The sequence below is a fragment of the Pontibacterium granulatum genome (assembly GCF_029961155.1).
In the GTDB taxonomy this organism is placed as follows: domain Bacteria; phylum Pseudomonadota; class Gammaproteobacteria; order Pseudomonadales; family Balneatricaceae; genus Pontibacterium; species Pontibacterium granulatum.
This window is the reverse complement of the sequence record NZ_JASBRH010000002.1, coordinates 155,686-179,215: the sequence shown is the minus strand read 5'-3', so window position 1 is coordinate 179,215 and position 23,530 is coordinate 155,686. Positions and strand designations below refer to the sequence as shown.

The following is a 23,530-nucleotide window of genomic DNA, read 5'->3' as shown; positions in this document are numbered from 1 at the left end:
AAGACACAGTATCAAAGTAAGAATTGAAGAGGGGTAATTCATAGTATCCCTAGCAAACAACACGAGTTAAACGCTACGCACGTACAAATAACCACTCCGTTTAGAATCGAAAATTTAAACAAGAATACGAGTACGTTTTATCTGGCAGTCGCAAGAACTACAATAAACAACAGATCACGAAAACCTGTTACAACTGCAATAATTAAAGGGCTGATGATACGCGAAAACCTCTGTTGAATCAGCCCAACCCAAAGTTGTAATTCAAACAAAATTAAACGCTTACCACACGCATCAACTCCCCCCCTCTTTGAAGGCACGTCTTAAGCAGTATGCAAAACACAACCGTCTGCCATCGGGATATCGCAAGTAAAGGCTGTATTAACAAGAACCAGAATCATTCATCTCCTTCTACTGAGATGAAGATTCCCGTGTATAATCGATCGCTACGCGTGGCACCCCCACTATCAGGGACGAATGAGATCTGGAGAACTAAATGCCAACTTACGATTACCGTTGTGAACTGACAGGTAACGTCTATGAAGCCCGCCACCCGATGGCAATTAAGCTGTCTAATTGGCAGGACCTGTGCGACGTAACCGGAATGGAGCCTGGTGATACGCCACTGGATAGCCCTATCACCAAACTGCTGACAACCGGTGGTGTGGTGAAAAGCAATCCTTTGAAAAGTCAGAACCTACCGCCGTGCATGACAGGCGGCGGTTGTTCAGGTGGAGGGTGTGGGATCTAACTCCCATTCTTGCCTTCAATCTCACTGATCGAAAGCTAAATTTCAGCCTGGAGCTTTCGATCAATGCACCGTGCAGGCCATGCACGGATCAAATGACCGCACTACATGCTGAACCGCGACCGGTTCACTCTCCCCTTCCCTGACCGGCGTGCCTTCCAGTGCCTGTTCCAAAGCTCCCGGTACCGCTTGCTGATCACGCGGTGAAAAATTCCAGGTGGTTGGGGCGATGATCTGGTAGTTGTGGATCTTGCCTTTCTTTACTTCCAGCCAGTGACCAAGCGAACCCCGTGCCGCTTCGATCATGCCGAAGGCTGAACCGCTATTGGGCAGTTCAGCGTTATTGCAGAATGGGGCTTTCGGATCGATCGCTTTTACCCACTCCTGCATCTGAGGCACGATGATCGCCAGTTCCAGCAGACGGGCAACAATGCGGCTGTGGACGTTACCGCCCTGCTGCGTAACAAGGTCCTGTGCCAGTGGATGGCCGTTGATGAGTTGACGAGCCAACGCACCCACTTCAACGACCTGATGATTCAGGCGAGGCGACTTACACCAACTGTAACCCTCTTTATTTTCCAAGGACGGAATGGTTTTACCCTGGGATGGGTGACGGGGTGGGTCACCGTTCTCCATCCAGGTATGAGATACGTCTTCGGTGATGTCTGCACTGTTGAGAGGTAAGCGTTCACCTCCCATGTAGATGCCGGATTTAAAGACTCTCTGCCCTCCCTGAGGGTAGGTACCGTAACTGAGAAATTGGTCGGAAGCCCTTCCCAGCTTATGCAGTTCCAGTGATTCGTTCAGGTGCAGAAAGGTACGGAAATCGCTGCTGTACCAAGGCTTTTGTTGGCGCCACTGTTCCAGCTCCACTACGGTTTTCAGGCTGGCGATTACGTTTAGGTCATCGCCAAACAGCTCCGTCTCCAGAAAACGGCGGAAAGCTGCGATAATTGTAAGCAGGCGGATACGTTCCTGCGGTTCAACCGGCTTGGTGGTACCACCGGGCTGAAGACTGAGAGTGTGTGGCCACTTACCTGCCAACAGCCCCATCAGGTGTAGGAATTCAGCACGGGCGGGCAGCATGACGCGGCCGGCATCCCCCTTGGTGGCCTTAAAGCGTTGCTCAACTTTTTCAAACCAGTCTTCACCGGCATACACCGGGCGAGCGAAGTCAGGCATAAAGAACAGGTAGAAGTGGGTTAGCAGGTCGGTCATGTTCTCGTTGGCTAGGACCAGATTGGTACAGTGCTGGCCGTTCTCAGGCATCTCCAGCTGCATCAGATTGGCAAGGGCCTGGGCACAGGCAACCGACTGGCTCACTGAGCAGATCCCACAGATACGTGGCGTATAGACCAGCGCATCCATCGGATCGTGACCGAGCATGATCTGCTCGAAACCGCGGTACAGCGGCGAATTTACTCGCGCGCTGCGCACCTGATTACCATCGATATCCAGTGTGACTTCCAGGTCCCCTTCCACACGGTTGAAGGGACCAACCAAAATACGACTCATACTTCTGTCCTTCCCTGCTTAGCCTTTGCGCTTGTGGATGGTAGGGGGATAGATCAACTGCTCGGAGGTGGCGTTCTCCTTCAGGCGAGCGGGTGTAGCGGCTTTTGAAAGCGAGGCCAATGCCACAAACCAAGCCTTGGGCATATCGGTCGGCAGGCCCACCGGGATACCGGCGATCTTGGGTGTTTTACCGAAACTGTGGCCGGGTTCTTCAAACTCCGGTGCCGTGCAGTTGATACAGGCATAGCCTCCGCTGGTACACGAGCCGTGGCCGTTCCAGTCACGAATATTGCAATCAGCATGGGCCTGGGTACCCAGACAGCCCATGTTCTCCATCATACAACCACGCTCACCCGGCGCGGTGGCGCTGGCTTTGTATTCGTAGTATTCGTTGCGGCTACAGCCGTGGTGCACCAGTTGGTCCGCATACATACGCGGGCGTCCCAATGCATCCAAGTTCTCTTCGCTGTGTTCACCCAAAGCGATGCTGACCAGTGTTTCGGTCACCCAGTCAGGATGGGTTGGACAACCGGCGATATTCACTACCCGAAAGCCGTTGTCGGACAGATAGTCATCCCCCAGCAAACCGCCGGGTAGTTCACCGTCAAACTGCAACCCGGTTGCATCGGTGTGGTTGTTGCCTGCTGCGGTTATGCCCCCGTAGGCCGCACAGGAGCCTACAGCCAGGGTGTATTTTGCTTTTGCAGAAAGTTCACGCACCCACTCGATCATCGCCTTGCCGGTGCCGCCGAGCATATGAAAACGCCCCGTACCCTGCGGCCCCATCATCATCGAACCTTCAATACAGAGCAGATCCAGCGGCTGTTCACCTCTGACAATCGCCTCCAACAACTGCACCACTTCTCGCCCGGTTTGTTCACTCAGGGAGGGATGCCAGAGCAGCTCAATCCCTGCGGCGTCCAGCAAAGTCATCAAATCAGGGGATTCAGCATTGAGCAGAGACATGGAACAGCCCCCGCAACCGCCGGACTGCAACCAGAGCAGATTAGGCATGATCGGCCTCCGCCAGGTCTTCTTCGGCCAGCAAGGTGAGGCGTGCAAGAGCACCACCTTCGGGATGATTCAGAATCTCCAGCTCACCACCGTGTTCGGACACAATGCCGTAGCTGATCGAGAGCCCCAGCCCCGTACCCTGCCCCACGGGCTTGGTGGTAAAGAACGGATCAAACAGGCGGGAAAGAAAGTCCTCGGGAATACCGCTACCGCTATCATGCACTTCGAAGATTACCCGGCCATCACGCTGATGGGTACTTAGCTCAAGGCGCTTGTGATCACAGCCCTCCATTGCATCCACCGCATTCTGGATCAGGTTAACCACCACCTGATGGATCTGGCCGGAGTGGCCAAACGCGGTGAGGTCATCCGGTACATTATCCACCAGATCGATCGGTGTTTTGCTCTCTTTGATGATCCAGTGCAGCGCGGTCTTGATCACGTGGGAGAGATCAAACTGTGCCTTCTCTGACTCCTGCGTGGAGGAGAACTGGCGCAGGTCGTTGACGATCTCTTTGACCCGATCCGCCCCCTCCATGGTGCCTTCCACCAACGAATTGAGATCACGGATCGCTTTGTCGAGACGCAGTTTCTCGCGCATTGCGCGTAGCTGTTCGCGGCTGTTGCCCTCGTTGATCGCATCGAAGTAAGTACAGAGGCGGTCAGTGTAGCGCTGCAGGGCATGCATATTGCCGTAGACGAAACTGATCGGGTTGTTCAGCTCATGGGCCACACCCGCCACCAGGCGCCCCAGTGAGGCCATCTTTTCCGACTGCACCAGGCGTTCCTGGGCCAGTTTCAGCTCGGCATGAGCAGCGTTAAGTTCCTTGTAGGCTTTCTGCAGCTCCCCCAACGGTCGCCCCAGCATCACCATGCCAATCAGGCGCCCCCGGTGGTTGTTACGGGGGGAGCAGTTCATGGAAAGTGGGACTTCACCCTCACGGCCGATCAGTTCGACTTCGCAGTCCCGTACCGGCTGAATGCGCAGCTGTCCCATGAAGGTGTTGATCTTGGCGTGGTACCTTTTCACCACCAGATCGGTAAAACGGGTGCCGATCAGCTCCGCTTCGCGGCGTCCGGTCAGCACCTCCAGCGCTTTATTCACCCCTTCGATCACACCGTTCTGATCACAGACAATCAGCACGTCACTCATCGAACTCTGGATGCTGTGGAAAAAGCTGCGTGCCTCTTCCAGTTCGGCGTTTTTCTCCTCCACTTCAACCTGTGAATGCACCAGCTCAGCGTACGCTTCATCCATCTTCTGGATTACGCTGACCCAGGCATCATCGGTGTCGATGTGGGTTGGAGGTGTCAGATCTTGCTTTCGGGACATGAAGGCAGCACTACTCGATCAAGGCTAATACTGCTCTCTATATTAGCCCGAACCGGTAGTCGCCGTATATTGTGCCTATTTACGTGTTGCGCACGTTGCCGCGGGAAAATGATGCGTAAGCCGCGACCAGGGTATACGCAAACGCCAGCGCAAAGGCCACCTTGATCACTCGCAATAGATCAGGATATTGCTGCGATGTGATCTCAGCCTCTCCCATCACCAGGTTCACCAGTAACACCACCAGCGTCATACTGAACATATTGCCCATGGTACGTGACAGGTTCATCAACGCGGACCCGATACTGAGACGATCCGGCGGCACTGCCCCCATCGCGGCGTTGTTATTCGGCGTGGAAAACAGCCCAAAGCCCATTCCCAGCGCCAGCAAGGCTGCCGCGATATAAGCCTGTGAACTGCTGGCATCAATCCACAGCAACATGGCAAAGCCGCTGCCATAAATCAGACAGCCGGTGGTAGCGATGATACGTGGCTCAAACTGATCAGACAGACGCCCGGCAAAGGGTGCAAGACAGGCCATCACCAGCGCCTGCAGCAGGATAAGCTGCCCCGACTCGCTCGGAGACATCCCCTTCAGGTACTGCAGATACAGACTCATCAGGAACAACACCGGATAGTGTGCGCCGTACATAAAGACGCTGGAGATCATCGAGCGACTAAACACTTTATTGTTAGCCAGTACTTTCAACCGAACGAGCGGATATTCCGCACTCCCCTGCTGACGCAGAAACAGGAAGAACAGCCCCACACCAAGCAGCAGACAGATGATGTAGCCCGTATCTGGCACGCCGGACAGGCCAAAGAAAAACGCACTGATCCACAGCGCAAACAGTGCACTGCCGATCCAGTCGAGCTTCTGCTTGCCTTCGGCTTTGTAGTCCCCTTTTACGTTCAGGATCACCACTAACACCGAGGTCAGGGCAAACGGCACCGGCGCCCAGAACACCGAACGCCAGCCCAGTACCTCGGTTAACCAGCCACCAATCATTGGGCCACAGGTCAGGCCCAGATACACAGATGTGGCGGTCAATCCCAGTGCGGTACCCCGTTTACCGTCGGCGAACACCGACGTCACGATCGCCATACCGGTACCAAACACCATCGCACTGGCCAGGCCCTGCAGGAAACGGGACACCAGCAACCACTCGATGCTCTCAATCCAGATCACCATCAAAGAGGTCAGGCAGAACATCAGCACTCCGACGATATACACCTTCTTGCGTCCAACAATGTCCGCCACGCGCGCGGCGGGCAGCATCAGCATCATGCTGCCGAGCAGGTTGGAGGTCGGCACCCAGCTGAGCAGCACCGCATCTGCCTGAAGCTCATCAGCAATGGCTGGCAGGGCAATATTGATCGCCGACATCGAGAGCGGGACCAGAAACGTGGCAATACAGATACTGGCCAGTGCCAGCCAACGGGCAGCCGGGTTTTGTGTGTAGTAGTCAGACATTCAGAAACGTATAGAAAAAGCCGCCAGGAATGACGAAATAGATAACGGGCACCGGTTCGGCGCCCAAGTTAAAGAGGACTATACCAAAGAACTGCTTAATAGGTTAACGAACACTCTGTTGCAATCAGCTTCTCAATACACCTTTAACAAAGTGTTTCCGCGGCCTTCTGGCCAATCAGCAACGATTTCAGCGCTTCGGCCGGCAACGGCCGGTCGAAGTAGTAGCCCTGAATCGAGTAACAACCCATTTCACGGATCAGCTCCACCTGCTCACGGGTCTCCACCCCTTCAGCGATCACTTTCAACGAGAGTGAGTCCGCCATCGAGATGATTCCGCTCACCAGGGCATGATCCCCAACATCCTTGCCGACGTCTTGCACAAAAGAGCGGTCGATCTTCAGGCGGGTGATTGGGTACTTCTTCAGATAACTCAGCGAGGAGTAACCGGTACCAAAGTCGTCAATGGCGATTTCCACATCCATGTCGCGCAGCCGCTCAAGCTGCTGATGGGTATTGCGTTCATCTTCGATCAGAATACTTTCGGTGATCTCGACAATCAGCTGACTACCAGGCAAACCGCTACTCTGCAGTACCTGTTGGGTCAGTTCTGCCACATCCACGCGCTGAATCTGGCGACTGGACACGTTAACGCTGATTTTCGGCGGTTCATCACTCAGCTGAGACAACTCAACGCCAAAACGGCTGGCCTCGTTCAACACCCATTCACCTATATTGGTGATCAATCCCACCTCTTCGGCGACCGGAATAAAGTCCGCTGGAGAGATCAGCCCCCGCTGCGGATGGTGCCAGCGAATCAGAGCCTCGACCGCCTCCAGGGTACCAGTACATATATTCCAGATCGGCTGGTAGAGCAGACTAAACTCCTGTTTGCGAAGTGCCTGGTGCAGTGCGTTCTCCAGCTCACGCTTACGCAGCGCAGCTTCGTTCATTTCGGCGGTATAGAACTGATAGGTGTTGCGTCCTTGCTCCTTAGACTTGTACATAGCGCTGTCGGCGTTACGGACCAACACCTCGGACTCACGGCCATCATCCGGAAAGATGGTTATACCGATGCTACCGGACACAAACGCCTCATGTTCGTCCAGCATAAACGGCTGCGCCAGGCGATCCAGGATTTTATGCGCCACCTCTTGCACATCACTCAGCTTCTGGATCTCCGGAATGATGATCGCAAACTCATCCCCCCCCAGGCGAGCCGCAGTATCACTCCGGCGCAGGCAATCTTTGATACGTACCGAGGTTTCCTGCAGCAACAGGTCTCCCGCTGAATGGCCCAGGGTATCGTTCACCAACTTGAAGCGGTCCAGGTCGATAAACAGCAGTGCACCACGTTGCTGCAGTCGACCGGCACGGCTCAATGCCTGCGACAAACGGTCAGCAAACAGGTTACGGTTTGGCAGTCCAGTCAACGCATCGAAGTTAGCCTGCTGCAGGATCAGCTCTTCGTTCTTCTTACGCTCGGTGATGTCGTTAAAGAGCGAAACATATCCTTCCACCTGCCCTTCCGCATCCAGCATCGCAGAGATTGTCTGCCACTTAGGATAGATTTCGCCGTTTTTGCGTTTGTTCCAGATCTCTCCTTCCCAGAACCCACGGGCCGCCAATGCGTTATGGATGTTCTCGTAGAAATGAGCAGCGTGTTTACCGGACTTCAGGATGCTTGGCTTCCGCCCCAAGACCTCCGCTTCTTCGTAGCCGGTAATCGAGGCAAAGGATGGGTTCACCATCTGGATCTTGTTATCGGCATCGGTAACCATGATTGCTTCAGCTGCCGTCTGAAAAACGGCTGAAGCCAGACGAAGCTGTTTCTCGTCCTCTTTCAGTTGGGTGATGATCTCCTTGATCGCCACGTAGTGGATAACCTCGCCCTTATCATCCTTGATTGAACCGATGTTGGCGCGCTCCCAGTACAAGCTACCGTCCTTACGCTTATTGTGCAGGTCGCCCACCCAGACACCACCGTTGGAGATTACCTGCCAGAGGTGTTCGTACTCTTCCTGCTCTGTCTCTCCGGATTTAAGGATACGCGGATTCTCACCCAACACCTCCTCTTTGCTGTAACCGGTCACCTCTTCGAACTTAGGGTTTACATATTCGATATGCCCATCCGGGTCAGTAATCACCACAATCGTTGGTGAGTGTTCCACCACCCGCGACAACAGACGGATATGCTCTTCAGCATCCTTACGCTCACGAATATCGTTCAGCATACAGATGTAGTGGATGTCCTCCCCGTGTAAGTGCTGTACCGGGAAGATGTTAGACTCTACCGTGATCAGGTCACCTTGTTTATCCCGGTTGATAAATTCCCCCTGCCAGGGCTTAGCGTCGATCAACTTCTCTTCCAGCGCCGCATACACCGATTCATCGGTCAACTCGGACTGCAAAACCGCGGGGGTCTTGCCGATCAGCTCGCCGAGTTTATAGCCGAACAGTCGGGTGAAGGCCTCATTGACGTATTGGATCTCACGCTGCTCATTGGTAATCACCGTGGCAATGGAGGATTGCTGAATCGCTGCCGACAGCAGATGCACCTGCTCACGCATCGCCAGGGAACGACGATAGCTGATGATCAAGCCGACCGCGGAAAGCAGGATTACCACCGCGGCCAATAACAGGCCAGAGAACAGTGCAGAGTTTTCAGAACGCCACATCACAAAGGTATCGTAGTGATCGATATTCAGCGCCACTGCCAGTGAATACTTCTCCGACAAGCGAACCGTTGTGTAAGCCTCCGGGATATAGCCGGCATCGGTCGCCAACGCGATTTCATCCTGCCCCAGCGTAACCAGTTTCTGCAGAAGCGAGGACACCTGCACCCGATGGTCGTCATATTCACCATGCATCAGCAACGCATCGGCATCAAAATTCAGCAGGTAGAGATTATCGTTAATCCCCAGGTCCAGTTCGGTAATGAAGTTATTCAGGTAGGCAGGATTCAGGGCGGCAATAACCTTATACTCGTCGCCGGATTCGATATCGGTGTAGTTGAGGCCAAAGGGTATCAAGCGGCGCTTGCTGGCCGGCTCAGGATTGCCGATAAGCGGTAGAAAGCGCCCGGAGACAGGGAGGCCGATCTTCAGGTCTGAATCAAAGTTACCCTTTTGCTCGGTATCACAACCGATCAACGCCATATTGAGCTGGCCTGGCATACGGCCAGCAGAATCCAGCCAAATCTCATCGTTTTTGACAATAGTGATCTGACGGATATGGGGTGCAAAACGCAGAATCTGTTCGATGCGTGCCTGCGCATCGTTATGTTGCGCCTTGTGCCCAGCCTGATCCGCCAACTCATCAACGATGGAGATCAGGCTGATCTCGAGGGATTCGATAGTACGGGTGACCGAGCCCTCCACCATACGGGTGTAAAGTTCTGCTGACACATTGCGAGAATGCACTGCCTGGTTGAAGCTAAACCAGAGAACAGCGGTAAACATCACCAGAACAGCAGACGCAATCACGCCGACCCACGCAATAAAGGGCTTCTTGCTTACACCTATGTTCAGGTCCCTAGGGCTAGACATTATCAATACAACTCAACAGATAAACCACGCCGGCCCATGCGTTTCCCGGAAAAACCCATGCCAACCCGCCTGATTATACTGAACGATTATTCAGGCGCATCCCATTCCGCAGAACAAAAACTGTTACAGATACAGAGCTGGACTGCAAAAAACAGAACTGCAAAAACTATTGGCCCAACTCAATAGAAGGCAAAATATAACAGATACAACGCCGTCACAAAGTAGCCCATGGTAGAAAGTTCGTGATATTTATAGCGACTACTCCCTTTCGTTGAGTCAGGAAACACACCATGAAACGCGCAGTACAACGATTGTCCTTTCTTTTTCTCGGCTTAAGCATGCTAATGCCTGCGGCATACGCGGATTCTCGCCTCGACCAGATCAAAGCTCGCGGTGAACTGAAAGTTTGTATCTGGCCCGACTACTTCACCATCACCTATCGCAACCCTCGTACCAACCAGCTTGAGGGTATCGATATTGATATGGCAAATGCCCTCGCCAACTGGCTGGATGTCAAACTGACCTATGTGGAGAGCTCCTTTGGTACGCTGGTGAAAAATATGAAAAACGATGCCTGCGATATCGCCATGCACGGCGTGGGGGTGCGTGAGAGCCGCAAACCGCACATGGACTTCTCTGAACCACACCTGGCCAGCGGTATCTACGCAATCTCCATGAAGTCCGGCGACATTAAAAGCTGGGATGAGATCGACCAAACAGGCAACGTTGTAGTCGTTCAGAAAGGCACCTACATGGAACCGGTGATGCGTGACTACCTGAAGCAGGCAGAGCTAAGCGTGGTAGACAGCTTTAAGGCGCGCGAACAGGAAGTACAAAGCGGCCGTGCCGACGTGTTCATGACTGACTTTCCGTATGGCAAGCGGATGGCTGAATTAACCCGCTGGGCGCGCCTGCTTATTCCGGAAAACCCGCTGGCGCCGACGCCTTACGCCTATGCCGTACCCAAAGGTGACAAGGTATGGCTGGCTGAGGTGAACCGCTTTGTTGCAGCGATGAAGGAAAACGGCAAGCTGGCGGAATATGCCGAGCGCAACGGTCTGACACCAATCGTTGTACTGAAATAGTTGCAGATGACGGCGTCTGCCACTCGGGCGCCGCCTTCCCTCCTCTACGCTTTTCCTGCGCAATAGAAAAATTTCCTTGGTGGACAAGGCCGTCTCATACATACTCTGCGCCCTAATCCACTCTAGACATACTCCATGCCTGAACTTTCTTTCGAGCTGATTGCTCTGCTGACTCTGGCTGCAACTGCCGCTGGGTTTATCGATGCCGTAGCCGGAGGCGGTGGTTTAATCACCATTCCTGCACTTATATTTTCGGGTATTCCCCCGGTTGAGGCGCTGGCCACCAATAAACTTCAAGGCAGTTTCGGCAGTTTCTCCGCAACGCTGTACTTCGTGCGCCGCAAAATGGTGATCCCTTCCAATCAGGGCTGGGCACTTATGGCCGCGGCTGCAGGAGCGGCATCCGGAGCCGTGGCGATCCAGTGGTTTTCCACAGACTGGCTGCTGAAAGTGATGCCCTTCGCCCTCATCGCAATCGCACTCTATTTGCTCATCGCGCATAAGGCGGGTTACCGCGAATCAAAAGCAAAACTCAGTGAGAAGTCGTTTAACGCCAGCTTGATCCCCGGTATAGGGTTTTACGATGGTTTCTTCGGCCCCGGCACCGGTACCTTTTTTACCCTTGGCTACTGCCAGCTCAGAGGTATGAATATGCTGCAGGCTACGGCTCACACTAAGCTGATGAACTTCACAACAAACATCCTTTCACTAGCAGTCTTCGTATTGTCAGGCAAAATCATGTGGAGCATTGGCCTGAGCATGGCTGTCGGCCAGTTTGTTGGCGCACGCTTGGGCGCCGCAACTGCACTCCGCCAAGGGGTAGGTTTTATACGCCTGATGACCGTAGGCGTCTGTATCGCCATCAGCATTAGTTTGTGGCTGAAGCAATAACGAAACTCCGGAGATTTCAGCGTCCAGACGCGTGCTCCCACATCGCCCATTAAGCTAACAAGCGACCAGACAATGGGGGCACCACGAAAGCGTCTCGGGGAGAGAAAAATCGGTTTTCTAGCGCTCAAGCAACATCACAATGATGATCGCCAGCACCAACGAGACGCCCTGCCAGAATGCAACGGGGTTTCGCTCCATCAGCGGCGGGCGGGTGCGACTCAGAAACGCCTGGCTTGGCTGGCGTAAGGCGTAGATAAACTCAGAAATCTCGTCATAGCGCTTGTACGGGTTCAGATGCACCGCCTTTTTCAGCGCCTCATCCACCCAGGCTGGAATTTCGCTGTGGTCATCGCGCACGCTTTCATAACTGAGTCGCCGCTGCGCCGCGGGCGTTTTGGCCTTCGCGACGGCCGTGCTGTAGGGGAAGCGCCCGCTCAGCATGTAGTATGTCAGTACGCCAAGCGAAAACTGATCGGAACGCACACTGCCCAACTCACCCAAAAAATACTCCGGTGCGGTATAAAGCGCGGTGCCCAAAATCCCGCCGACCTCTTCGGTGCGCATGATCTCATCCAACCCGGCTACCTGCGTCGAGCCAAAATCAATGATCTTCACGGTCCCGTTGCTGTCGATCATAATGTTGTCCGGTTTCAGATCCTGGTGCAGCATCTCCTTGCGGTGAAACCCTTGCAGCCCCTTTGCAACCTGTTCGATGATGCCACGCACCGTCTCCAGCGACGGGTTGGCGTTATCCACCAGCCACTGTTTCAGCGTTTGCCCCTCGATATACTCGGCAACGGTGTAGATATAGTTACGCGGGCGTACCTGTGTCGGCGCTTTCAGCACATGGGCGCTATTGATACGCCGTGCGACCCACTCCTCCAGCAGGAAACGTTCGAGGTATTCCGTATCCCCGCGCAGATCGACAGATGGGAGTTTGATCACCACCCGCTCATCCGTCTCGAGATCCTGTGCCAGAAACACATGGCTGCGACTGGTTCTGTGTAGCTCCCGCAGAATCTCATACCCGTCAAACTGCATGCGCGCATCCAGTTCAGGCGCAAACGGTAGCTCTTCAATCTGTTGTTGCAAGCCCGGTACGTTGGCTGAAGGCAACTGGTCGACACGCACCAACTGCAATGTCAGGTTGTCATCACTGCCCTTTGCCAGCGCCTGCTCAACCAGAACACGCGCGGCATCGTCCAGCCCCTCATGTTGCTCCAGTGCATTCAGCACCTGCACCGCATCAAGATATTCATATACGCCGTCCGTTGCCAGCAGGAAGAGATCCCCCGCTTTCACCGGTACAGCGCGGTAATCCAGCCCCAGTTCGGGGGTCATCCCCATCGCCCTGCTGAGGTAGCTCTCCTCTTGGGAAACATACAGGCGATGATCATTGGTAAGCTGCTCCAGGGCGTTGCTGTGCAGCCGGTAGATACGGCTATCGCCTACATGAAAAAGGTGCGCGACGGCTGCTTTGAAGACGATGCCACTGAAGGTACAGACGTAACCGCGGTCTGTATCGAAACGATACTGGGATTTCTGCGTCTGACTGAGCAACCAGGAGTTGGTCGCATGCAGCACGCGCTCGACGGAGTGCTGTACGCTCCAGGCGTCGGAGGTACAAAAATAATCCAGCAGAAACCCTTTCACCGCTGTTTCACTGGCAACCTGACTGACATCGCTGCTGCTAATACCATCAGCCAGTACCACTGCCGCTCCCTTCATGCTGAGCTGCGGCTCTTTTGGCACCAGTGCACCGTGAAAGTCCTGATTCGTTGGCTTACACCCCTTGTCGGAGTATTGCCCGATAGAGAGCTTCAGGGAGGATCGCATAGCTTAAACCTGAAAACCCCGTGCGCAGCCGCAGCGCACGGGGTCCTTTGTCAGAGGATTAGCTATGAACCAGCACACGTTTCTTGGCAGTTTTTACGTGGGTGCTGTACAGGGTCAAACCAGTAAATGCCAGACCACCGACCAGGTTGCCCAGTGCAGTCGGGATTTCGTTCCAGATCAGGTAGTCCGCGACAGAGAAGTTCCCCCCCATGATCATGGAGAACGGGAACAGGAACATGTTCACAACAGAATGCTCAAAACCCATGAAGAAGAACAGCATGATCGGCATCCACATTGCCAGCACTTTGCCGGACACGTGAGTAGAGATCATCGCACCCACAACCCCCAGGGACACCATCCAGTTACACAGCATGCCGCGGATAAAGATTGTCATCCAGCCGTCTGCGCCATACGCGGAGTAACCGACCGTACGCGCTTCCCCAATCTTGGCCACTTTCTCGGCGATCGCTCCGCCATCGGTGTTGTACCCCATGGTGAAGATGTAGGACATCATCACCGCAACGGTAAACGCGCCGAGGAAGTTCCCCACAAATACAAGGCCCCAGTTACGCAGGATCTGACCTGGCGTCACCCCGGGGCGCTTATCAAGCCAGGCCAGCGGCGTGAGCATGAACACACCGGTCAGCAGGTCGAAACCCATCAAGTACAGCATACAGAAGCCGACCGGAAACAGGATGGCGCCGATCAGGAATACACCGGTTTTCACCGCAACCGTGACCGCGAATACGGCCGCCAGCGCAAGAATTGCACCGGCCATATAGGCGCGCACCAGCGTATCGCGTGTAGACATGTAGATTTTCGCTTCACCTGCGTCCACCATTTTGGTGACAAATTCAGTGGGCATCAAATAAGCCATAGTGTGTACCTCATGAGATGTTTGAAAGTTGTTACCGCCCTGCGTACCGCTTTCCCCCCCAAAAAAAACGCCCAACCCCCATCGCCGATGCAATGAAGATTGAGCGCCGTTGCTCTGACCCAAGAAAGGTCCAGTCCGATTTTCAGGTTAGGCTGCCGCCGTTGGCAGTGTTGTACAATACAAAAAGCACACGACATGCCAAAAAACCTAATCATTTGTTTTTATTAACAAAAACAACAAATGATTATCTGTCTTTCAGACACCTTGGCACCATCCCTGTGCAACACACGACACCGTAATGCCCAAATACCCCACATATCACGCGTGAGCAGATGCATGGGCAAAAAAAAATCCGGTGCCCCTGCGGACACCGGATTCTCGTTAAAGCATATTGCTTTCTGGAACGCTGTTTAACCCACCTGCTCGGCGATGATCTGTTTCCACTTGGCAGGGCCAGTGTTGTGAACAGACTCACCGTTTACGTCTACCGCAACGGTTACCGGCATGTCTTTCACTTCAAACTCGTAGATCGCTTCCATGCCCAGCTCTGGGAATGCCAGAACTTCGGCGTTGGTGATCGCCTTGGATACCAGGTATGCCGCGCCACCTACAGCCATCAGGTAAACTGCGCCGTTGTCCTTGATCGCTTCAATCGCCACCGGACCACGCTCAGACTTACCGATCATGCCCAGCAGGCCAGTGCTTTCGATAACCTGACGGGTGAACTTATCCATACGGGTAGACGTAGTTGGGCCTGCAGGGCCGACAACTTCATCACGTACCGGATCAACCGGGCCTACGTAGTAGATGAAACGACCTTTCAGGTCTACCGGCAGCTCTTCACCGTTGTTCAGCATCTCAACCATCTTTTTGTGAGCTGCGTCACGACCGGTCAGCATCTTACCGTTCAGCAGAACGGTTTCGCCTACTTTCCACTCTTTAACGGCTTCCGGGGTGATCTCATCCAGGTTTACACGACGGGTGTTCGAACCCACCTCGAAGGTCACTTCCGGCCAGTCTTCCAGGCTCGGTGGCGTCAGGACTGCTGGACCGTCACCTTTCAGGGTGAAGTGGGTGTGACGAGTCGCCGCACAGTTAGGGATCATGCATACCGGCAGGGACGCCGCGTGCGTTGGGTAGTCCTTGATCTTAACGTCCAGAACAGTGGTCAGGCCGCCCAGACCCTGTGCACCGATACCCAGTGCGTTCACTGCATCCATGATCTCCAGCCGCAGCTCTTCGATGCGGTTCTGAGGACCACGCTCACGCAGTTCGTGAATGTCGATCGGATCCATCAGGGATTCTTTCGCCAGTACTGCCGCTTTCTCTGCAGTACCACCGATACCTATACCCAGCATGCCCGGCGGACACCAGCCAGCACCCATGGTTGGTACAGTTTTCTTAACCCACTCAACGATGCTGTCGGATGGGTTCAGCATAACCATCTTGGATTTGTTCTCGGAGCCGCCACCTTTCGCTGCAACATGAACCTCCACTTCGTCACCCTCTACGATTTCGTAGTGGATAACCGCTGGAGTATTGTCCTTGGTGTTTTTACGCGCACCAGCAGGATCAGCCAGTACGGACGCACGCAGTACGTTGTCCGGGTGAGTGTACGCACGACGAACGCCTTCGTTCACCATGTCAGTTACGCTCATGGTCGCATCCCAGGTCACGTTCATGCCCACTTTCACGAACACGGTTACGATACCGGTATCCTGACAGATTGGACGGTGACCTTCGGCACACATACGGGAGTTGATCAGAATCTGAGCCATCGCGTCTTTCGCCGCTGGGTTCTGCTCTTTCTGATACGCTTCGTGTACGCCCTGAACGAAGTCGATCGGGTGGTAGTAGGAGATAAACTGCAAGGCATCAGCAACACTGCTGATCAAGTCGTCTTGGCGAATAACACTCATTCGGCGACACTCCAATAGGCTCTTTGTCATTAAGGTAACGGCTTGCTCCCGTCGAAGACGAGGCACACGGTAAGTACGCTGAAATCAGCCAAACTTGCTTCGTTTTCAGACAACTACCATAGGGCCGTTTTTAGTAGTGGCGCGATTATACACCAATTCACCCCGCTTTCGGTGCTCGGCGTTAGTCTTAATTGTGGCAGCGCGGAAACCTATGGATATCAGATCGCCAGGGCCAGGCAGTAGCCGAGTCCAAATACCAGAAACAGCCGCCCGGTGAGTGGCGTCAGCGGTTTACGCTGCACCGCTTCCACCCGCAACAAGCGGTAGGGCGCGGGCAGGCAAAGCAGACTAGGCAACAGCGGCCAGAAAGATTGCAGTGCACCGTTTGCCCACAGCAGCACTGCACTCAGGTAGGTCAGAAGCACGGCCGCTATATAGAGTGTTACGGCAGGTGCAAAACCGATCCGCACGCTCAGGGTGTCAATCCCGTCGCGCTGGTCTGCTTCGTAATCGCGCAGTTCATTGGAGAGCAGCAACAGGGCCGTCAGCAGGCTGACCGGCAACGACTGACACAATACCTGTGCCGTCAGTTCACCGCTCACCGCAAAGTAGCTGCCCGCCACCATCAGCACGCCCATAAACCAGAACACCAGCACGACACCGAGGCCCCGACGTTTGTAGTTGATCGGTTCCAACGTATAGCCGAGCGCACCTATAAGGCCGATCAATGCCAACCAGAGCAGACCGGTGCCGACCTGGCTCACCAGATAAAAAGCGATCGCGGATGCCAGCAGAAAGCAGCCCATGCCGACACGGAAGTTCTGTTCAACCCGGTTTAGCGCCAGCAGATGAGCGGCATTGCCGGACTCCTGCCTTAACTGCTGCCGGTCGGCGTAGTCATTGATCAGGTTAACCCCCGCCTGCAGAAGCAGACCACCGGTGAGAACCAGTATGGCGGAGAGGGGATCGAAGGATGTTGATACCGCTGCGCTGGTGATGCCCGTCAGGCAGATCACCAGCGCCACGGTAAAGGAGAAGGGCCGGAGTGCACGCCAGAAGCTGTACTTGCTCAGATCGAGATGCAGATCTTCTTTCAGCTCGCCGTTACACTCCATCGCGCGCGTCACTCTGTTATTTAGAGCGGGTATTCTCGGTGTCGCGCAGATCGCGCATCAGCAGCGCATGGGTCGGATCGAAATCGCCCCCCACCGGGATATCAACAATGTGACCGGAACCCGGTGCGACATCGATAGCCTGGCCTTTCTTGTTCTGCATGGTTTCCAGTACAAACTTCTGGTTGCCCTGCGGGGTCATCAGTTCCAGGGTGTCACCTTTCTGGAAGCGGTTTTTCACATCCACTTTCAGCATGTCACCTTCGCGGCCCAAGACTTCACCGACAAACTGTTGGTGATAACCGATGGAGTTACCGGTTTCGTAGTTCTGGTACTCGTCGTGGACGTGACGACGGTAGAAACCTTCGGTGTAACCACGGTGCGCCAGGTTTTCCAGCTCGTCCATCAGGTTCATGTCGAACGGACGGCCCGCAACCGCATCGTCGATCGCCTTGCGGTACGCCTGCGCAGTACGCGCTACGTAGTAGTAGGACTTGGTGCGACCTTCGATCTTCAGACAGTCAACACCGATCTCCGCCAGACGGTGTACGTGCTGGATCGCACGCAGATCCTTGGAGTTCATGATGTAGGTGCCGTGCTCGTCTTCGTACGCAGGCATGTACTCACCTGGACGAGAACGCTCCTGCAGCAGGTATGCAGCATCCGTATGACCACCCAGACCCAGGTCGGTGGTCGGGTCAAACTGCTGTGCAGCCGCCGCGGCAACCGCTTCCTGACCTTCCTGTGTTACAGGGATCAAGTCACCCGTTTCGTCCTGTTTAGCTTCATGGGCATCGTACTTCCAGCGGCACGCGTTGGTGCAAGTCCCCTGGTTCGGATCGCGGTGATTGATGTAACCGGACAGCAGGCAACGACCGGAGTAGGCAATACACAGAGAGCCGTGTACGAACACTTCCAGTTCCATATCCGGGCATTTCTGGCGGATCTCTTCCACCTCGTCCAGAGACAGCTCACGGGAGAGGATGACACGCTCGATGCCCATCTGCTCCCAGAACTTAACGGTTGCCCAGTTCATGGTGTTGGACTGTACCGACAGGTGGATCGGCATATCCGGGAAGTTTTCTTTGACCATCATGATCAGGCCCGGATCGGACATGATCAGTGCATCCGGCTTCATCGCAACCACCGGGCGCATGTCGTCCAGGTAGGTTTTCAGCTTGCCGTTGTGCGGCATGATGTTGCTGGCAACCAGGAATTTCTTGCCCAGGCTGTGAGCAAGATCGATACCTGTTTGCAGGTTATCCATATTGAAGTCGTTTTCACGCACTCGCAGGCTGTAACGAGGCTGACCTGCGTAGACCGCGTCCGCACCGTAAGCGAACGCGTATTTCATGTTTTTCAGTGTCCCGGCGGGGGACAGAAGTTCAGGAGCACGCATAAATTAAAAGTATCTGTTTGAGATGGCTGGGTGACTTAACAAACCGCAGTGGATAACGCGTTTAAGCCAGATCTTGCAGGGGGATTTCGAACAGTGGCGTGTAGATAGATCCACGCTCCCCCGGTTTACTCTGAAAGAGGACCACCGAATCAGCCAGGCTGATCAGATCGACCTCGGGCCACTCTTCAGGTGGCTTAAATCCGTTTTTCTTGCCCGGTAGACGGCCCAGTGTCACGTGGGCTTTAAAGCCCTTATCCTCTTGCTGGATACCCGCCTCTTCGGCAACCTGCTCCATCAACTCATGCAGGTTCATGATCTCTTCACCGCCGTCAGGCATCGCCGCCACAATCGCCAGCTTCTTGCTGACCCGATAGTAATCGGTGGCGTTGAGGTGTACCTGAAACGAAGTAAAATCCTCCAAACGCTTGCGCGCCAGCGCTTCCAGCTGGTCGACCTGTTCCAGAGTGATGTCACCCAGGAAACAGAGCGTGAGATGGTAGGTGTCTGAATCGACCCACTCCACTTCTACCTGTTTGTCGTATTCACATAGGGTATCCGCGTGGTCGGCAAGCCAGCGCACAACGGAATCTGGAAGTGTCAGTGCAAAAAACGCACGTATTTTCATGGAGTCAGTTCAACATGTGTTCAGAGAAACCGTGTATTTTGCCTGTTCCACAGGCCATGATCAAATCCGAGTGATTCCGGTGGTTATTCCCACCGGAATATCTTGCTCAGCCGTTCGCTTTGGCCATAACCCGCTGGGCGGCATCGGATTTCAGCTGACGCTTGATCCACGCATGTACGTTCGGGTAACGCTCGTAATCGAACCCCGACAGTTTAGCCCAGGCCAGCACACTTGCACCGTGGATATCAGCTACCGTCCGTTTACCACAGGCGACGAACTCCCGTGTTTCCAGGTGTTTTTCCAGTACTGGCAGGAAGCGATCCAGCTCGGCAGTCGCTGCGGCGATCTTGTCGGCATCACCTTTACCGTCCGGGCTGAACTTGAACTGCAGCAACAGATCCAGCGCAGGCCCCTCCATCTGGTTGCTCACATAGAGCGACCAGCGGTAAATATCAGCGATCTCCTCCGGAGTTTCAGCCCACAGCAGGTTGTTGCCGTACTTCTGAGCCAGGTAAAACAGGATCGCCTGGGTTTCGAACAACACCAGATCACCGTCGATAATGGTCGGGATCTTTCCGGTAGGATTCAGCGCCCGGTATTCTGCTGTTTGGGTGTTTTCGTCCCGTGCCGTCATCGACACCATTTCGTACTCAACACCGAGGGTCTCCAGCGCGCACATCACCATGCTGCCGCGGGAAAATACACCACCGTATACCTTAATCATTGTCGCCCTTTTCCTTCCGTTGTCAGACTTAAGCCCGGCTTTCCAGCTTCAGTTGCAGCTCGTTGATCTTCTTCCTGATCTGCAACAGGCTGCGGTTTAGTTCACGACGGGTGGCGTCGTAGGATTTCACTGCGTCTTCGTTGTTCTTCACACGGCGCTCGAGACCGTTCTGACGCTGTGCGCTCTCCAGTGCTGAAATCCGGTCGGTCAGTTTACGCATGGATGTGGTCAGCGCGGTTACCTCTTCGGTCATCGCTTCTTCGCTCAAACGAATCGCCGTCTGTGTAGCAGCCAGATCGGAGCGGTTTTTCTTCAGTTCAGCATCCACCAGCGACTTAACCGTGGACTCACTCTGGTCCAGCTTGCCTGTGATTGTACTCAACTTCTTATCCTGTGCAGCCAGGGCTGTTTTCGCTTCATCCAACGCTTTCTTCTGCGTTGCAATCTGCTGTATGTATCCCGCCTGCTTATCGCTCTGAGCTTTCAGCTGTTTGCCCTGTTCGGCCAGCTGCTTTTTCTGCTCTGCCAGTTGCTTGGCCTGCTTTTCCAGCTCCGGCTTGTTTGTCTGGTACGCCACCGTCCAGAGCTTGGCGATCTCAGAATCAAAATGTTTGTACTTATCCTGAGCCGTCTTACCCATGTTGGTCAGCTGATCCAGCAGGGTATCACCGGATTTCTGGGCACTGCTTTCCGCCAGGTTAAGCAGCTCGCGCATCTCTCTCATCTGCTGCTGCAGTTCGGCAACCACTTTGCGCTCCGCCTGCAACTGCTCGAACATAGTCAGCCCCCAGTAGCCAAGTCCGGAGCAGGAGGCCACCAACAGGATCAACATCAGGGAGGTAAACCAGCCACCGCTGCGTTTTACAGTTTGCGCAGGTGGGTTCACTACATCGACATGCCGATTATTCGTGCTTACACGCTCCGGTTCTGCCGGGCCAAGATCAGGCAAATCAAAATCGTCGTCACGGCTCATTCTGTACTAGGTCCTCTACATACACCTCATCCAGCGCCTACCCTAGCGCAGATTACGCTCAATCGCAGCAAAAAAAAGCCCGAATCATGGGATGAAACGGGCGGCACAAGAAGTGAGGTTTAGGAGATTATTGCGTGCAAAATCAGAGATCCGGACGCTGCTCTGCAGCAAACGCATCACGGGTGTAGTTTTCGATCCCCTCTGCGGTGATCGCCACGTTGTCCTCAATACGGATACCACCGTAAGGGATCAGTTCATCCACCAGTGTCCAGTTAACCGCACTGCCAGCCCCGTTGCTACGCAGCGGCTCCAGCAGTGACGGAATGAAATACAGTCCAGGTTCGATGGTCACCACGTGCCCAGGCTCCAGAATGCGAGTCAGACGCAGGAACGGATGTTCCTGTGGGGGCTCACGCAAGGTGCCCGCTGCATCCTGTTGCCAACCACCTACATCGTGTACCTGTAGACCCAACAGATGACCCAAGCCATGCGGGAAGAAAACGGACGTAATGCCGCGTTCGAGCTGAGCTTCCGGATCCAGCCTCACCAGATCAAATGCCTGCAGCACTTCGGCAATCAGCGTATGCATCTGACGGTGTAACACTACAAAATCCGTACCTGCTCCAACCGCTTTCAGCAGCTGCTTCTGCTTCATATCCAACGCATGCACCAGATCGGCAAACACGCCCTCCCCTGCGGTAAAGGTGCGGGTAATGTCTGCGGCGTAACCCTGATAGTTAGCACCTGCATCCAGCAATAGGGTCTGGCTGGTTTCCGGAGCCTGGCGCTGCTGGAACTGGTAGTGCAACACCGCCGCATGTTCATTCAGGGCCACGATATTGTCGTAGGGCATATCCCGTTCATTGTGGGCGATGGCCTGCAGATACGTCTGGTGGATCTCGTATTCGCTGCCACCGGCACGGAAGCATCCCTCTGCTGCGATATGGCCTTTGACGGCGAGACGGTTCGCTTCTCGCAGGCAGTGCAGCTCCCACTCGGATTTCACTGCACGATGAAAGTCCAGCTCGGTATTCAGTCTGTCATGGTTCAGCGTCCAGCTTTCCTGAGCGAAACCCGGCTGGCGTTCGGCAGTCACCGCCAGGTTGGCGGTGTCGGCCAGCGCACTGCGTAATTCTGCCGCGTCGCTGTAGGCTATGATCTCAAACGCCTCACACCACCACTCACTCGGCAACGCCGGCGTTAGATGCCAGAAATCAGTTGGCAAGTAGTAAAACAGCTTGGGCTTGCTGCCTGCGCGAACCAGCAGCCAGCAATCAGGCTGCGCACTCAGAAACGGTACCCACTGCAGGAACTGTGGATTGGCACGAAACGGGTAATAGTTATCGTCACGAAACCGTTTGTGCAGCACGCCGGAACCGATCAGCAAACCGCTGAACCCCTGGCTCTCCAATACACCCAGGGTACGTTGCTCCAGTGCTTCAATATGTTGAAAGAACGATGCGTGCATAGTTTTTCCTTATTCAGTGCTCAGTGCGGGTATCTGCCCCCGACTCAGGGTATCCGCCAAAACGGTCCACAACGCCAGCAGTTGCGAGTTGGTGTTATCGCGTAAACGGTACAGGCGGATCTGCAGTGGAATGTTCCACTGCTCGTCACCTGCCAACGCCAGACGGTTGTACTTGAGGTTGTCCGCCACCAGCCGCTGCGGCACCCATCCCAGACCAAAGCCCTCTTTGATCATCGCTTTCACGCTAACCGAGTGAACGTTTTCATTCATGGTAACCAGCTGTGGCTGTTCCAGTTGCTGACTCAGCATCTGCTGGATCACCGGCCGCAGGAAGGAGCGATCGTTGTAGCCGATATAGGGTAGCGGGTCCTTACGCTCACCCGGTAATTGATACATCGGCATGCCCGCATCATCCACCGCTGTCACCGGCACCAGCATTTCGTTGCCTATCACCAGGTGTTCGTAGCGGTCATCGTCCAGGGTGTGGATAAAGTCGATCACCGGGTGCCAGAAACAGAGCACCAGATCACACTCACCCTGCGCCAGGGCGTTGACGAAATCGGTGCCCACCCAGGCGGTGGACTTGAGGTTAAGATCGATGTCGATGCCATGCTCGCCCGACAGCGGCAGCAGCCAGGATTTGTACAGGCTGAGGTAAAGCGTCTGGGTGGTGGCAAAGATCAATTGGTTGGCTTCCTGTTCCCGGATTTCACCACAACGCGCCTTGGTTTCCCGCGCAATACGCGAGATCTGCTCGGCCCCGGCCAGAAATACCTCTCCGGCTGGGGTCAGGGACAACGGCAGGCTGTTGCGGTCGATCAGCGTCACGCCCATCTCGTCTTCCAGCAGCTTGATGCGGCGACTGAGTGTGGGCTGCGTGACATTACGATCATCAGCAGCGCGGGAAAAGTGCCGGGTTTTCGCCAGTGCAATAAAGTCTTCCAGCCATCTGAGTTCCATAGTGTTCTCTCAGCTCTTATGACTTATATCACTAGACG

Annotated in this window: 18 protein-coding genes; 3 read left to right on the top strand and 15 right to left on the bottom strand. The window is 54.6% G+C overall.

Going from position 1 to position 23,530, the window contains the following annotated elements; translation table 11 throughout:
- The first annotated feature begins 493 nt into the window (after window positions 1-493).
- The gene (locus tag QKW35_RS02640) at window positions 494-748 is read left to right on the top strand and encodes an FmdB family zinc ribbon protein (protein WP_282350587.1); all 255 of its coding nucleotides are present in this window, start codon (window positions 494-496) and stop codon (window positions 746-748) included.
- Between the two features lie 60 nt (window positions 749-808).
- Here the strand turns inward: QKW35_RS02640 and QKW35_RS02635 are convergent, their stop codons facing one another.
- The 5 genes from QKW35_RS02635 to QKW35_RS02615 all read right to left on the bottom strand — a co-directional run bounded on the left by QKW35_RS02635 (window position 809) and on the right by QKW35_RS02615 (window position 9,623).
- Window positions 809-2,260, bottom strand: coding sequence for a nickel-dependent hydrogenase large subunit (locus QKW35_RS02635; protein ID WP_282350586.1), 1,452 nt, complete (start codon window positions 2,258-2,260; stop codon window positions 809-811).
- 18 nt (window positions 2,261-2,278) lie between these two features.
- Entirely contained in the window at window positions 2,279-3,274 is a 996-nt protein-coding gene (locus QKW35_RS02630; protein WP_282350585.1) for an NADH-quinone oxidoreductase subunit B family protein, read from the bottom strand.
- Window positions 3,267-4,607 carry a PAS domain-containing sensor histidine kinase gene (locus QKW35_RS02625; protein ID WP_282350584.1) on the bottom strand — a complete coding sequence of 447 codons (1,341 nt, stop codon included), beginning with the start codon at window positions 4,605-4,607 and terminating at the stop codon, window positions 3,267-3,269. The genes QKW35_RS02630 and QKW35_RS02625 overlap by 8 nt, the downstream gene beginning before the upstream one ends.
- Before the next feature lie 79 nt (window positions 4,608-4,686).
- Window positions 4,687-6,078, bottom strand: coding sequence for an MFS transporter (locus tag QKW35_RS02620; protein ID WP_282350583.1), 1,392 nt, complete (start codon window positions 6,076-6,078; stop codon window positions 4,687-4,689).
- A gap of 143 nt (window positions 6,079-6,221) precedes the next feature.
- On the bottom strand, window positions 6,222-9,623 hold the full coding sequence (locus QKW35_RS02615; protein ID WP_282350582.1) for a sensor domain-containing protein: 3,402 nt from the start codon (window positions 9,621-9,623) through the stop codon (window positions 6,222-6,224).
- Between the two features lie 290 nt (window positions 9,624-9,913).
- On the opposite strand from QKW35_RS02615, the gene QKW35_RS02610 reads away from it, so the two are divergent.
- Both QKW35_RS02610 and QKW35_RS02605 read left to right on the top strand, forming a co-directional pair.
- On the top strand, window positions 9,914-10,708 hold the full coding sequence (locus QKW35_RS02610) for an ABC transporter substrate-binding protein (protein ID WP_282350581.1): 795 nt from the start codon (window positions 9,914-9,916) through the stop codon (window positions 10,706-10,708).
- A gap of 135 nt (window positions 10,709-10,843) precedes the next feature.
- A complete protein-coding gene (locus QKW35_RS02605; RefSeq protein WP_282350580.1) occupies window positions 10,844-11,599 on the top strand; it encodes a TSUP family transporter in 756 nt (251 codons plus the stop codon).
- A gap of 117 nt (window positions 11,600-11,716) precedes the next feature.
- Here the strand turns inward: QKW35_RS02605 and QKW35_RS02600 are convergent, their stop codons facing one another.
- From QKW35_RS02600 to QKW35_RS02555, 10 genes are all read right to left on the bottom strand, one after another.
- Window positions 11,717-13,435, bottom strand: a complete 1,719-nt coding sequence (locus tag QKW35_RS02600; RefSeq protein ID WP_282350579.1) for a bifunctional protein-serine/threonine kinase/phosphatase — start codon at window positions 13,433-13,435, stop codon at window positions 11,717-11,719.
- A 58-nt stretch (window positions 13,436-13,493) separates the two neighbouring features.
- Window positions 13,494-14,312: a formate/nitrite transporter family protein gene (locus tag QKW35_RS02595; RefSeq protein WP_282350577.1), complete on the bottom strand. Its 819-nt coding sequence runs from the start codon at window positions 14,310-14,312 to the stop codon at window positions 13,494-13,496.
- A gap of 410 nt (window positions 14,313-14,722) precedes the next feature.
- Window positions 14,723-16,231 (bottom strand): fumarate hydratase, encoded by a 1,509-nt coding sequence (locus QKW35_RS02590; protein WP_282350576.1) that lies wholly within the window; start codon window positions 16,229-16,231, stop codon window positions 14,723-14,725.
- Between the two features lie 218 nt (window positions 16,232-16,449).
- Window positions 16,450-17,346 (bottom strand): prenyltransferase, encoded by an 897-nt coding sequence (locus tag QKW35_RS02585; protein ID WP_282350575.1) that lies wholly within the window; start codon window positions 17,344-17,346, stop codon window positions 16,450-16,452.
- A 16-nt stretch (window positions 17,347-17,362) separates the two neighbouring features.
- Window positions 17,363-18,742, bottom strand: a complete 1,380-nt coding sequence (gene trhP, locus QKW35_RS02580; RefSeq protein WP_282350574.1) for a prephenate-dependent tRNA uridine(34) hydroxylase TrhP — start codon at window positions 18,740-18,742, stop codon at window positions 17,363-17,365.
- 61 nt (window positions 18,743-18,803) lie between these two features.
- The gene (gene thpR, locus QKW35_RS02575; protein ID WP_282350573.1) at window positions 18,804-19,367 is read right to left on the bottom strand and encodes an RNA 2',3'-cyclic phosphodiesterase; all 564 of its coding nucleotides are present in this window, start codon (window positions 19,365-19,367) and stop codon (window positions 18,804-18,806) included.
- Between the two features lie 106 nt (window positions 19,368-19,473).
- Window positions 19,474-20,091 (bottom strand): glutathione S-transferase family protein, encoded by a 618-nt coding sequence (locus QKW35_RS02570; protein WP_282350572.1) that lies wholly within the window; start codon window positions 20,089-20,091, stop codon window positions 19,474-19,476.
- A gap of 28 nt (window positions 20,092-20,119) precedes the next feature.
- Window positions 20,120-21,064, bottom strand: coding sequence for a hypothetical protein (locus QKW35_RS02565; protein WP_282350571.1), 945 nt, complete (start codon window positions 21,062-21,064; stop codon window positions 20,120-20,122).
- A gap of 142 nt (window positions 21,065-21,206) precedes the next feature.
- Window positions 21,207-22,532 carry a Xaa-Pro dipeptidase gene (gene pepQ, locus QKW35_RS02560; RefSeq protein ID WP_282350570.1) on the bottom strand — a complete coding sequence of 442 codons (1,326 nt, stop codon included), beginning with the start codon at window positions 22,530-22,532 and terminating at the stop codon, window positions 21,207-21,209.
- Between the two features lie 9 nt (window positions 22,533-22,541).
- Window positions 22,542-23,492, bottom strand: coding sequence for a LysR family transcriptional regulator (locus QKW35_RS02555; RefSeq protein WP_282350569.1), 951 nt, complete (start codon window positions 23,490-23,492; stop codon window positions 22,542-22,544).
- Window positions 23,493-23,530 lie beyond the last annotated feature (38 nt).

Excerpts from the sequence above, each read along its gene's own strand:
- QKW35_RS02570 (WP_282350572.1), bottom strand. The coding sequence starts at position 20,091 with ATGATTAAGGTATACGGTGGTGTATTTTCCCGCGGCAGCATGGTGATG.
- QKW35_RS02640 (WP_282350587.1), top strand. The coding sequence starts at position 494 with ATGCCAACTTACGATTACCGTTGTGAACTGACAGGTAACGTCTATGAA.
- QKW35_RS02610 (WP_282350581.1), top strand. The coding sequence starts at position 9,914 with ATGAAACGCGCAGTACAACGATTGTCCTTTCTTTTTCTCGGCTTAAGC.
- QKW35_RS02590 (WP_282350576.1), bottom strand. The coding sequence starts at position 16,231 with ATGAGTGTTATTCGCCAAGACGACTTGATCAGCAGTGTTGCTGATGCC.
- pepQ (WP_282350570.1), bottom strand. The coding sequence starts at position 22,532 with ATGCACGCATCGTTCTTTCAACATATTGAAGCACTGGAGCAACGTACC.
- QKW35_RS02620 (WP_282350583.1), bottom strand. The coding sequence starts at position 6,078 with ATGTCTGACTACTACACACAAAACCCGGCTGCCCGTTGGCTGGCACTG.
- QKW35_RS02555 (WP_282350569.1), bottom strand. The coding sequence starts at position 23,492 with ATGGAACTCAGATGGCTGGAAGACTTTATTGCACTGGCGAAAACCCGG.
- thpR (WP_282350573.1), bottom strand. The coding sequence starts at position 19,367 with ATGAAAATACGTGCGTTTTTTGCACTGACACTTCCAGATTCCGTTGTG.
- QKW35_RS02630 (WP_282350585.1), bottom strand. The coding sequence starts at position 3,274 with ATGCCTAATCTGCTCTGGTTGCAGTCCGGCGGTTGCGGGGGCTGTTCC.
- QKW35_RS02595 (WP_282350577.1), bottom strand. The coding sequence starts at position 14,312 with ATGGCTTATTTGATGCCCACTGAATTTGTCACCAAAATGGTGGACGCA.
- QKW35_RS02625 (WP_282350584.1), bottom strand. The coding sequence starts at position 4,607 with ATGTCCCGAAAGCAAGATCTGACACCTCCAACCCACATCGACACCGAT.
- QKW35_RS02565 (WP_282350571.1), bottom strand. The coding sequence starts at position 21,064 with ATGAGCCGTGACGACGATTTTGATTTGCCTGATCTTGGCCCGGCAGAA.
- QKW35_RS02615 (WP_282350582.1), bottom strand. The coding sequence starts at position 9,623 with ATGTCTAGCCCTAGGGACCTGAACATAGGTGTAAGCAAGAAGCCCTTT.
- QKW35_RS02600 (WP_282350579.1), bottom strand. The coding sequence starts at position 13,435 with ATGCGATCCTCCCTGAAGCTCTCTATCGGGCAATACTCCGACAAGGGG.
- QKW35_RS02605 (WP_282350580.1), top strand. The coding sequence starts at position 10,844 with ATGCCTGAACTTTCTTTCGAGCTGATTGCTCTGCTGACTCTGGCTGCA.
- QKW35_RS02585 (WP_282350575.1), bottom strand. The coding sequence starts at position 17,346 with ATGGAGTGTAACGGCGAGCTGAAAGAAGATCTGCATCTCGATCTGAGC.
- QKW35_RS02635 (WP_282350586.1), bottom strand. The coding sequence starts at position 2,260 with ATGAGTCGTATTTTGGTTGGTCCCTTCAACCGTGTGGAAGGGGACCTG.
- trhP (WP_282350574.1), bottom strand. The coding sequence starts at position 18,742 with ATGCGTGCTCCTGAACTTCTGTCCCCCGCCGGGACACTGAAAAACATG.